The 11,516-nt window shown below is 49.2% G+C and carries 10 protein-coding genes; 7 read left to right on the top strand and 3 right to left on the bottom strand.

What is annotated here, in order from left to right; translation table 11 throughout:
• Nucleotides 1-109 precede the first annotated feature (109 nt).
• A complete protein-coding gene (locus R2X38_RS16600) occupies nucleotides 110-412 on the top strand; it encodes a VF_A0006 family four-cysteine protein (RefSeq protein ID WP_317523440.1) in 303 nt (100 codons plus the stop codon).
• Between the two features lie 113 nt (nucleotides 413-525).
• Here the strand turns inward: R2X38_RS16600 and znuB are convergent, their stop codons facing one another.
• Nucleotides 526-1,311, bottom strand: a complete 786-nt coding sequence (znuB, locus tag R2X38_RS16595; RefSeq protein ID WP_317523439.1) for a zinc ABC transporter permease subunit ZnuB — start codon at nucleotides 1,309-1,311, stop codon at nucleotides 526-528.
• Nucleotides 1,304-2,089 (bottom strand): zinc ABC transporter ATP-binding protein ZnuC, encoded by a 786-nt coding sequence (gene znuC, locus R2X38_RS16590; protein ID WP_317523438.1) that lies wholly within the window; start codon nucleotides 2,087-2,089, stop codon nucleotides 1,304-1,306. The genes znuB and znuC overlap by 8 nt, the downstream gene beginning before the upstream one ends.
• 93 nt (nucleotides 2,090-2,182) lie before the next feature.
• Between znuC and R2X38_RS16585 the strand changes: the two genes are divergently transcribed.
• The 5 genes from R2X38_RS16585 (at nucleotide 2,183) to R2X38_RS16565 (ending at nucleotide 10,126) form a co-directional block, all read left to right on the top strand.
• Nucleotides 2,183-3,193 (top strand): zinc ABC transporter substrate-binding protein, encoded by a 1,011-nt coding sequence (locus R2X38_RS16585; RefSeq protein ID WP_317523437.1) that lies wholly within the window; start codon nucleotides 2,183-2,185, stop codon nucleotides 3,191-3,193.
• Nucleotides 3,194-3,483: 290 nt separating this feature from the next.
• Entirely contained in the window at nucleotides 3,484-7,152 is a 3,669-nt protein-coding gene (locus R2X38_RS16580; protein WP_317523436.1) for an ATP-binding protein, read from the top strand.
• A 225-nt stretch (nucleotides 7,153-7,377) separates the two neighbouring features.
• Nucleotides 7,378-7,605 carry a ferrous iron transport protein A gene (locus R2X38_RS16575; protein ID WP_281026747.1) on the top strand — a complete coding sequence of 76 codons (228 nt, stop codon included), beginning with the start codon at nucleotides 7,378-7,380 and terminating at the stop codon, nucleotides 7,603-7,605.
• Nucleotides 7,605-9,884, top strand: a complete 2,280-nt coding sequence (gene feoB, locus R2X38_RS16570; RefSeq protein WP_317523435.1) for a Fe(2+) transporter permease subunit FeoB — start codon at nucleotides 7,605-7,607, stop codon at nucleotides 9,882-9,884. The genes R2X38_RS16575 and feoB overlap by 1 nt, the downstream gene beginning before the upstream one ends.
• On the top strand, nucleotides 9,881-10,126 hold the full coding sequence (locus tag R2X38_RS16565; RefSeq protein ID WP_317523434.1) for a FeoC-like transcriptional regulator: 246 nt from the start codon (nucleotides 9,881-9,883) through the stop codon (nucleotides 10,124-10,126). The genes feoB and R2X38_RS16565 overlap by 4 nt, the downstream gene beginning before the upstream one ends.
• 50 nt (nucleotides 10,127-10,176) lie before the next feature.
• Here R2X38_RS16565 and R2X38_RS16560 read toward each other — a convergent pair whose 3' ends face one another.
• Complete coding sequence (locus tag R2X38_RS16560) at nucleotides 10,177-10,608, bottom strand: HIT family protein (protein WP_317523433.1); 432 nt, start codon at nucleotides 10,606-10,608, stop codon at nucleotides 10,177-10,179.
• Between the two features lie 292 nt (nucleotides 10,609-10,900).
• Here R2X38_RS16560 and R2X38_RS16555 point away from each other — a divergent pair, with 292 nt between their 5' ends.
• On the top strand, nucleotides 10,901-11,506 hold the full coding sequence (locus R2X38_RS16555) for a DUF924 family protein (protein WP_317523432.1): 606 nt from the start codon (nucleotides 10,901-10,903) through the stop codon (nucleotides 11,504-11,506).
• Nucleotides 11,507-11,516 lie beyond the last annotated feature (10 nt).

Below are 11,516 nucleotides of genomic sequence, written 5' to 3'. Positions count from 1 at the left end.
TAATGAAACCCGCCATTTGGCGGGTTTTTTATTGGCTACACATGGTAGGAGGCAGCTAGATGGGTATACGTATATGCTTAGGAGAGGTTAGTGACCCGGAGGGCTGGCAGTGAGAAAGGTGGCCTTACTGCTGATATTCACGTTAAGTTCCGCGTTTAGCGTGGCTAAAGAAGACAAGGAAGGTTACGAGACCTGCATTCTCGAGCATGTATCATTGGCCGAAAATGGTACATCAGCCAACTTGATGACCAACGCCTGTCATCGGCTATATATCGACAACTTCATGTTATCGGATAAAGATGAAGCCTATTTTCAGTGCCTGCTAGACTACCTACCTGATACCAAGTATTTACGCACCGCAATGCAAGTAAAGAGCACCTGCAACAGTCGACACCGCAGTTTGTTTAACTGACAAGATGGAGGCTAAATTGTTCACGGTTTGCTGGTTTGAAATGGCGGCGTAGTTGTGGGGAGCAGAAGGGCAGCAGCCCGGGGGGACTGCTGTTTAGTTCTTGGTTAAAGAAATTAGGCTTCGGCTCGCTTGAACTGGCTCAATAGGAACAAAGCAGCGGCTGCTACTACCACAGACGGGCCTGCTGGGGTGTCATAGTGCCAAGACATAGCCAGTCCGCACATAACGGCAATAATACCCAACCCTGAGGCTAGCGCGGCCATCATTTCCGGGCTGTGCGAGAACTTACGGGCGGTTGCGGCAGGGATGATCAGCAAAGAGGTAATGATCAGGGCACCGACGAACTTCATCGCAACCGCGATCACCATACCGACCATTAACATCAGTAGCAGGCGCATCAGGTCGACGTTGACCCCTTCGACTTGGGCAAGCTCTTCGTTAATCGTCATGGACAGCAATGGGCGCCACAAGACAATCAACATGGTCATCACAATAGCGCCGCCGCCGTAGATCCAAAGTAAATCCGCCGGTGTTACTGCCAGCAGATCGCCAAACAAGTAAGACATCAGATCGATACGGACATGATCGAGAAAGCTGACTGCAACCAAACCCAACGAGAGGGCGCTGTGGGCAAGAATACCGAGCAGGGTATCTGTTGCTACATATTTTTGTTTCTGCAGGCTTACCAGGATCACCGCCAGAGCCAGACAGCAAATAAGCAGCGCAAGGTTAAGGTTGATATTGAAAAGGAAACCAAGTGCAATCCCTAGTAGCGAGGCATGCGATAGGGTATCGCCAAAGTAGGCCATCTTACGCCAGACCACGAAGGAGCCGAGCGGGCCTGCAAGCAGGGCGATACCAATCCCCGCAATCAGTGCGGGAAGCAATAAATCAAGCATTGTTGGTCTCTTGTTGTTCGTTATGTTGGTGCTCATGCTGGCAAGGGCCGACCGGGTTGCCAGATAAATCATGTTCGTGGTTGTGATGGTGCTGATAAAGCGCCAGCTGTTCGCATTGGTGGCGGCCGAACAGTGCCACATATGATGGGTGGTTGGTGATCACTTCGGGTTCACCTGAACAGCAGATATGGTGGTGAAGGCAGATGACATGGTCTGTTTTCGCCATCACCAGATGCAAGTCGTGCGATACCATCAAGATGGCGCAGTTGAGTTTGTCTCGCAGTGATTGGATCAGGCTGTATAATTCTAGCTGGCCATTGACATCAACGCCTTGTACAGGTTCATCGAGTACCAGCAAATCTGGTTTTTGTAATAGTGCCCGGGCCAGCAACACCCGTTGCGTTTCACCCCCAGAGAGTGAGTGCATATTACTATGGTGAAGGTGCTTGCCATTAACAAGTTCGAGAGCCTCGATACGCTGGGCTTCGTTATAGCGGCCAGCCAGGCGCATGAAGCGATCAACGGTTAGCGGCAGTGTACTGTTAAGTGCCAGCTTTTGCGGCACGTAGCCAATACGAAGTCCTTTTTGGCGAATAACTTTCCCTACTGTTGGCTTGTTCAACCCCGTAATAACTTTGACGAGGGTCGATTTTCCGGCTCCGTTTGGGCCTATCAGGGTCGTGATCTGTCCCCGTTCTAATTTTAGCGAGACTTGATCCAGTACGTGCCGTTCGGCAAACGTCACGGTGACCGACTGTAATTCAACTAAGGAATTCATAAATTTATTTGCTTAGATATTTGCCAAAGTGAGATGTTATAATATAACATCTTTGGCAATTGTTGTAATCAAGAATTATTCAGGGAACCTATTATGCGCCGTTTACTCCTCACTTGCAGCACTTTAGGGCTGTTAGCTACACCTGCACTGCATGCCGAAGAGCTCAAAGTCGTCTCGACAGTCAAGCCTGTTACTATGATTGTCCAGGAGCTGACACAGGGAGTAACGTCAACGGAGACGCTTCTACCTGCAGGTGCATCGCCACATGATTATGCGCTGCGTCCTTCTGACGCCCGCAAGCTCAATGACGCTGACCTGGTGATTTGGGTAGGCCCTGAGCTGGAGCGTTTTTTGATAAAGATGCTTGATGGAAAAGAAAATGTACTGACACTGACAGCTCAAGACAGCATCAATTTCCGTCATTACGGTGATGCTCATGATGACCACGAAGGCCACGATCATGACGAACATGCTCATGATGACCACGAAGGCCACGACCATGACAAACATGCCCATGATGATCACGAAGGGCACGACCATGATGACCATGAAGGTCACGACCATGATGATCATCACGGCCATAGCCACGACGGTATTGATCCGCATCTATGGTTAGGTCCAGATCAAGCGGTTCAGGCTGCGCAGGTGATCACCGAGAAGCTGATCACTGTCGCCCCGGCACATAAGGATATCTTTGAGCAGAATTTGGCAAACTTTTCGGCAGAGGTTCGCGCTACTGTTGCCTCTATTGAACAAACGCTGACACCGGTTTCCGATCGTGGCTACTTTGTCTTCCACGATGCATATGGTTACTTCGAAGATCAGTTTGGCCTCAACAACCTTGGCCACTTTACTGTAGAGCCGGACCGCCGCCCAGGAGCTAAGACCTTGATTGCGATTCGCAATTCACTGAAAGATCAGCACGCCAAATGCGTATTCAGTGAGCCACAGTTCTCGCCAGCCGTGGTTGATAGTGTAGTACGTGGTACTGGCGTCAATATTGGTACCCTGGACCCAATGGGGACCGAAATAGAATACGGCCAAGGCAGCTATGTCGAGTTTTTGAACCAGTTGTCGCAAAGCTATAGCCAGTGTCTGAAGTAACCACAAGGCTTTTGTACCAAACAACTCAGGTTTAAAAATGATAAAAAACGCACTAAGGTGCGTTTTTTTATGCATGTTGCCTCATTTTATAAATGTCAGCTTATAATCAACCTGTCAATACTGCATAATGGCTGTGAAATTCAGAGGTTGAGGTAATTGTTTACGTTGTTATGGTCGGGCGGTTTTTACTACTCATTACTTTAGTGGCTATCGGGCTGGCAAACTCGATACCAGCATCTGCGTCGAGCTTTCTATTTCGTTCGATGCCGGATCTCAGCGGACCAAGTGCTTTGTCCGTACGTAAAATCGTCGATGATACTAACAAGGGCTTTTGGCTGGTGGATATCCGTGGCCAGTTATTGTTCTATGACGGCACTAACCTCAAACCTGCTGTTGAAAGAACGGGTAAGCCAGTAACGGGTGTGACAGATGTTGCTCTGGTTAATAACACGTTGTGGCTGGTGAAAGACAATCATGCTTTTTCTTATTCTCCGCAAACAGCCAGCCTTAAAAGGCACAATATCAGCCAGGTTCCGATTGAATCCGTTGTCAGTATGGGTGATGCTGCATGGTTTGCTAACCGGCGCGGACTTTATCAATTATCGGATTTAGAACCTGATGCGAAGTTCCTTCCTTTTCCGCATCCGATCAAGCTAGCGGGATTATATGTCGCTGGAAATCACTTGTATGTCGCCGCACAGCAAGGTGTTTACGAATATCTTTCGTTTTCGATACCGCCAACAAAATTGTTTCCAGATCATAATATTACTGCAGTTGAGCAAGACATGCAGGGAGAATTGTGGTTTGGCACCCGGCAAGGGGTAATCAAAGGCAGAGAGGGTGTTTTACACCCATTGCAGAAACAGAGTAGGCCTGCGGTACTTAGTCTTCAAGCTACGACACAAGGCATGTGGGTAGGAAGTACCATGGGGCTGTACCTTATGGGGCCGGACATGGAAACAAAGGCACATTTTATGCCGTCTGACCATGACAAGTACGCTTTGCCAGGTCGCCGGGTATTGGGCCTTCACCAAGATCAACAAGGTACGCTCTGGGTATCAACACCAGAGGGAATAAGCCAGCTACCTGCAGGTTCTGATCTGCTCAATCGCATAAGGTTGGGTAAAGGAGAAGGGCTGATAGATGCTTCATTCATTGCCGATATTGCTTATGGTAGCAACGGACATTACTGGTTGGCGACGGACAATGGGCTATTTGAAGTCTCACCGCTTTTTGAGGTGGTAGGGCATATTGCCAGCTTGGGTAAAATCAAGCAGCTGGCTTTGTCCGGTGATCAATTGTGGGTCCTAAAAGAAGACGGTATCACGACTTACGATATCAGTCAGTCAAGGATGCAAAGTGTTGATTTACCAAAGGATATTCAAGCGGCATCGGTGAGCCGAATTATGGTGGACCACTTTGATTCTCTTTGGGTGGGTTACGAAAGAGGTCTTTATCGCTATTGGCCCGAATTCACAGAGTGGATGCCATTTGGCAGTCATTGGTTGCGTGATCCTGTTGGTGGAGAACAGATCACCAATATTTTGGAAGACAGTGAATATCAGGTTTGGGTAGGTACAACCTTTGGTATGTATAAATTTGATGCAGGCATGCTGCACTTTGTACCGGGGAGCGAAAATCGTGGTGGTGTTGTCGATATCTATGAAGATCGAATGGGCCAACTTTGGGTTGCGACAAACTATGCGTTGCAGGTCTCACCGACACTAAAACCTTTGAAGCTGCAGGATGTTCAGCTGTCTTCCGATTTTGCCCTGCCCCATTGCATTGTTGGGGGTAATAACGGTGTCTGGCTTTCTTCTAGCAGTGGATTGTCATTCATCAGTTATTATGGCGAGTTAAAACAGCACTTGAGTTTCAATAGTGGTTTGCTGCCGGAGGATGTCGGCTCGCTGGCTTGTCTGCAAGATGATGTGAATGCGCTGGTGCTAGGTTACCGTCAGGGGCTGTTGAGTATATCCCATGATGCCCTTTTCGATGAATTTCCTGCCGAGCCGGAGTTGGCTCTGAGTGCTGTCAGGGTGGATAACGATATTTGGCCGCTGGGGGACTCATGGAGTCAGCTGAGACGGTTACCCTATGGCTCAACTATTGCCTTTAAGCTAGAGACAGCGCCATCTCGTTCGACGTTATATCAATATCGTCTGGTAGACGAAAATGAACAGGCCGGCGAGTGGCAGATCGCTACGCAGCCTCTGCTCGCTGTTGGGGCATTGTCCGCAGGGCGTTATACGTTGGAAGTTCGTCGGGTGAGTCCATCAAACAATGAAACAGCGGAGTTACGGTATGTATTTCGGGTTCAGGCAGCTTGGCAGGTGTACCAGGCGCTGATAGGTTTCGTTATTGTATCGGCTTTATTATTGGTGCTGCTGCTCTTTTATTGGCGAAGCAAAGTCTTCCGCGACCAGGCTCAGCAGCTCAAGCAGGCTGTGTTTCAAAAAACCGCAAAAATAGAGCTGCAGAAAAAAGAACTCAATGCCAGCAACGTGCATTTGCAGCGCATTTTGGATGTACGGCAACATATCATGGCACATCTATCGCATGAGCTAAGAACCCCATTGCAGCTATCGCTCGGTTTACTCTCTGATCTACGGCCATACTGCCAGACTCCGAGCAAAATCGATATTGCCGAACGCAACGTTGCCCATGCCTTGCATGTTACCGAGCAACTGCTGGCTCGTGATGTTTTTGCCTTGGTCGAGCCAGATAAAACGTGTGAGCAGCTGGTGGGGCCGATCATCCAGGCTTGCTGTTTGAGCTGGCAGGCTGAAGCCGAGAAAAAACAGATCGCCTTGTGTCTTGAAGACCATATACCTGAGGACACCTGCATTGATCTTGCCCCTTACCACCTTGAAATGATCTTGGGTAACTTATTGTCCAATGCGATGAAATATACCGATAGCAAAGGCGGGATCACGGTCAATGTTAAGCAGCATGAAAAGCAGCTGGTTATTTCGGTCAGTGATACTGGCCGCGGGATGTCAGAACAAACCAAAGCCCATCTGTTTGATAACTATTACCAAGAAGAAGCGCAATATACGGCTGAAGGAGGCTTTGGCCTTGGGCTAGGTACCGTCAAGCAATTGGTGGAACAGTATAGCGGCACAATATCGGTGATCAGTTACCAGGGGGTCGGGAGTGAATTTATTATTCGTTTACCGCTTGTTGTTGGGACATTAGATCAGGAGGGTCAGGATGTTGGCCAAGAGGCATCTGATTTACGTCGCTGGGTAATGGTGATTGGTGATGAGGCGGATGCTCAGAGTGACTGGAGTAAACAGCTTTCTGAACACTGTCATGTGAGCCACACCCGGGGCGACTATGAAGACCTGATGTTGCTTGAAGACCCGCTACCCGAACTGGTGATGGTTGACAGAGATGCGCTCGAGCCAAGCGATGAAGAATTACTTCAGGGATTGAAGGATGAGTTTTTTGTCAAGAAAGGTCCGGTGATCGTTGCGTTGTGCAGTGCCAACGAGGGCAAACGTCCTCAACCTGTCAGTTGGGCAGACCATACACTGCAAAAACCGTTACTTCCTCATACTGTGGTCGCTGAGATCGGACACTTACTCAGCCTGCAGCAATCATTAGCAGAAAGTGGAGGGCTGCAAAACAAAGAGTGGCAAGACAATGTCCAGTCGCTAGTGTCTAACCAATTTCAGCATACCGGTTTTGGTACCTCGGCAGCAGCCAAAGCCTTGTATATGTCCGAGCGGACATTCCAGCGCCGCTTCAAACAAGAGTTTGGCTTGCCTTTCAAGGACTATGTGACTCAGTTTCGTTTCGAACAGGCCACAGTGATGCTCAGGCAGGGAGACAACGTCTCTGATGTTGCCTTGGCATGTGGCTTTAAGGATCCGTCCTACTTCAGCACTCGATTCAAAGCATATTGCGGTCAGACTCCTACCGAAGTTGCCGCCAGTTCGGCGCCAGCAGAGTAAAGATCATGAAATATCTTTTTTTCAAGCGGTTTACTATCGCTTGATTTTATTTATATCGTTACACCCCTTCTGAACCGCTGGCAAAATGTGCCGCGCGTCAATAATGCAAACAATGAATGCAAAAATGAGAGTTATTTATTGATTTAAAACAACACTGAATGTGTTTCAATCTGTAATATTGTAAGTATTAATGCTAATTATTCTTATTTAGGGTAGCGGTTTAGAATGAAACTGTCAGAAATGTCATGCGGAGCTGAAGGAAGGGTAGCCAGTTTAGCCGGCTTACCAGCAGCTACCCGCAAAAAGCTAATGGTTATGGGGATGCTGCCGAATACACCGGTGAGTGTAATTCGTGTAGCACCGCTTGGGGATCCTCTTCAGGTGCGAGTACGCGGCGTGGATATCGCCCTGCGTAAACAACTTGCAGAAAGCATTGATGTGGAGGTGAACTGATGCAATACAGTATTCTGACAGTCGGTAACCCGAACAGCGGTAAGACGACGCTGTTCAATGGCCTAACAGGCGCTAAGCAGCAGGTGGGTAACTGGGCCGGTGTCACGGTTGAGAAGAAAACAGGCCGTTATGACTGCGCAGGCGACAGCTTTGCGCTGACTGACCTTCCTGGTATCTATAACCTTGACAGCGCAAACGACGTGAACAGTTTGGATGAAGCGATTGCTTCCCGAGCTATCTTGACCATGCCTGCAGACGTGATTATCAATGTTGTGGATGCATCGTGCCTTGAGCGTAGCCTGTACATGACGTTGCAGCTTCGCGAGCTGGGCCGCCCAATGGTGGTGGTGCTGAACAAGATGGATGTGCTCGAGCGTCAGCGCCAGAAGCTAGACATCAAAGGGTTGGAAAAAGCCCTGGGTTGTCCAGTGATGAGCCTGTCGGCGAACAACCTCAAGCAAGTCGCTGAATTCAAAACCCAGCTGCACAAGATGTTGGCGCAGGGTATCGCAGTCAATGAACTGACGCTGGATTACGGTACCCAGTTTGAGCAAGCCATTGCCGAGACAGAAACTTTCTTTACCGATGCCCAGCTTAACAGCCGTGCCCAGGCTATCCGTGCTTTGGAAAATGATACCTTGGTGATCAACCAGTTGTCAGAAGAGCAAAAAAATCAGGTGTGCAATGTTCGCAATACCCTGATGGTAGATGTTGATCCTGATATCCAAGTGGCTGACGTACGCTATAGTTTCTTGCACCAGCTGTGCAGCAAGGTTCGCCGCCAAGAGGGTAAGCTGAGCCGCAGTCTGAGCGACAAGATCGATGCTGTGTTGCTCAACCGTGCTTTTGGTATCCCCTTCTTCTTTGTAGTGATGTACCTGATGTTTATGTTCTCCATCAACATCGGTAGTGCATTTATCGATTTTTTCGATATCAGTGCCGGCGCTCTCCTTGTCGATGGCGGCCATTACCTGCTTGATGATCACCTTCCAGTATGGCTGGTCACTGTCATTGCCGACGGTATCGGCGGCGGTATCCAGACCGTAGCAACCTTCATTCCTGTCATCGCTTGCCTGTACTTATTCTTGGCGATGCTTGAAAGCTCAGGCTATATGGCTCGTGCAGCATTTGTACTTGATAAAGTGATGCAGAAAGTTGGCCTGCCGGGTAAAGCTTTTGTCCCATTGGTGTTGGGCTTTGGTTGTAACGTACCGGCTATCATGGCGACCCGTACGCTGGAGCAAGAGCGTGAGCGTAAGCTTGCTGCTGCCATGGCACCGTTTATGTCTTGTGGTGCGCGTCTACCTGTGTACGCACTCTTTGCCGCAGCCTTCTTCCCTGAAAATGGTCAGAATGTGGTATTTGGTCTTTATATCTTGGGTATTGTGGCAGCGGTACTGACTGGTTTGGTATTGCGTCACACCATTTATCCGGGTAGCAGCGATAGCTTCATTATGGAGATGCCGGATTATGAAATGCCGACACTGCGTAACGTGGGTATCAAGACTTGGCAGAAACTGAAGAAATTCGTACTGGGTGCCGGTAAGACAATCGTCGTTGTTGTGGCTATCCTGAGCTTCTTCAACTCATTGGGTACCGATGGGTCGTTCGGTAACGAAGATACCCCTAACTCAGTATTGGCGAAAACCGCCCAGATTGTTACTCCTGTGCTTTCTCCGATAGGCGTGAAAGAAGATAACTGGCCTGCTACCGTGGGTATCCTAACCGGTATCTTTGCAAAAGAAGCGGTAGTCGGTACTTTGAATAACCTTTACGCACCAGCTGCTGGTGAAGAAGAGGCTGAATACGACCTGATGGGTAGCCTTCAGGAAGCCGTAGGCAGTATCGGTGCGAACCTTGCTGATCTTAGCTACTCTGATCCTTTGGGTATCACTGTTGGTGAGCTGGAAGATAAAGCAGCGGCTGCAGAAGAGCAGGAAGTGGATGCATCAATCTTCGGCAATATCCAAGCCCACTTCGTGAGCTCTGCTGCGGCAATGGCATACCTGATCTTCATTCTGCTTTACACGCCATGTGCAGCCGCTATGGGTGCCTACGTACGTGAATTTGGCCAGAAGTACTCGGTGTTCATTGCGGGTTACACCATGTTGTTGGCGTATACTTTCGCAACTTACTACTACCAGATCGCTCACTTTGCTGACCACCCGGCAACGAGCATGCTGTGGATTGGTGTCTTCACCGCGATCAATGCTGGCTTGTTTATTACCTTCAAGCGTAAAGGCCAGCAGATGCAAGCGAAGGAGCTGGCAACACTATGATCCTGCAGCAGCTGAAACAGTATATTGAACAACACGGGCGTGCTAGTCGCAAGGCGTTGGCACTGCGGTTCGGTATGTCGGAAGACGGCGTCGAGGCCATGCTGGAGGTGTGGATTCGCAAAGGCAAGTTGGGCAAGGAGCTGGTCGGCTGCGACAGTGATGGATGCTGCCAGGGGGCCAAAGAGATTTGGTACCGACCGCTAAAATCCGATGAGCTTGCTATCACAGTAATGCGTGGATAACAGGCCGTATCTAGAAGAAAGGCAACCTTAGGGTTGCCTTTTTTAATGCGTTACTTAGCCGCAATGAAACCGTCGATATGGCTTAGCTCAGCCCTTAGCTCTTCGGTTAATGCTTGTTGCAGGGTGTCGTCACGTTGGGTGCCGTCTGTATTGCCCCAAACCGGGCCCGGCCAAGCAACATCATCTTTGAAACGGGCAATATGGTGGACATGCAGTTGTGGCACGAGGTTACCCAGCGCACCGACGTTGATTTTGTCGGCCTGGTAATCTTTTTCCAGTACGGCTGCGACAGCGCTCGACTCTTTGATCAACTGAAGCTGCTCGGTTTCAGGCAGATGGTGGATTTCGCGCAGATCGGCTTTTCTTGGTACCAGTATCAGCCAAGGACCAAGCGCTTCCTTAGAAAGTAATACCTGACACAGGGGAAGGTTGCCAATAATTGTAGTATCTGCGGCTAGTCTCGGATGGAGTGTAAACTGCATGGGATTTTTCCTTATTTGTATTGTGTAGCTCACACGTTGGGATATTTGCCAACAGCCAAAAATTGGCTTTGGGGTAGGATATACCCAAGTTACCTTGAGTATAAAGACATCAGGAGCTGCACTGATGACAGTAAGATAGTGTGAATATAAAGCAGTGGCAATGCTTTCTGCCTTGGCAGTCGGTGTTTTTCAGCAGTGTATGGTTGATTTGGTTGTGATCAGGCAGTTGTATTGGATTGGCCGCTATGTGGATTTGGCGGTATCGTGGCGAAGATCGATGTGGGAGTGATGCATGGTGGCTCAATATCAAGAAGTGCTGGATTTTTGGTTCGGTGAGATAGGTGAAGAGGTAACGGTCACTGATCGTAATAAATTATGGTTCCAAGGGGGGGAAGAGACCGATCAGCTGATTGCTGAGCGCTTCCGCCAACTAGTGAGCCAAGCTGGGGGCGGGCAGCTGAGCCATTGGACAAAAGAGCCCAAAGGCACCTTGGCACTGATTATTTTACTGGATCAATTTACTCGTAATATTTACCGAGGACTCAGTGCCGCATTCCGCTATGACTCACTGGCATTGGCACTGTGCAAGCGAGGGTTAGCAAAGAACCAAGATCTGGAGCTGACTCCGATAGAGCGGGTCTTTTTCTATTTACCCCTGGAACATTCAGAGGCAATTGAAGATCAGGAAGAGGCGGTATTCCGTTTCGATCGCTTACGTCAGGTCGTGACGCCGACGCATATCGATACGTTTGAGGGCTTCCACCAATATGCAGTCAGTCATCATGATGTCGTGAAACGCTTTGGTCGCTTTCCTCATCGCAACGCCGCTTTCGGTAGGCTATCAACTCAGGAAGAGCTGGAATGGCTTCATGGCGGTGGTCAGCGTTTTGGCCAATAGGGTAACAACA

Origin of the sequence: Photobacterium rosenbergii (assembly GCF_033022775.1) — a bacterium.
Classification (GTDB): Bacteria; Pseudomonadota; Gammaproteobacteria; order Enterobacterales; family Vibrionaceae; genus Photobacterium; species Photobacterium rosenbergii_A.
The sequence above is the reverse complement of the archived record's forward strand: the minus strand, read 5'-3'. Positions and strand labels throughout refer to the sequence as shown.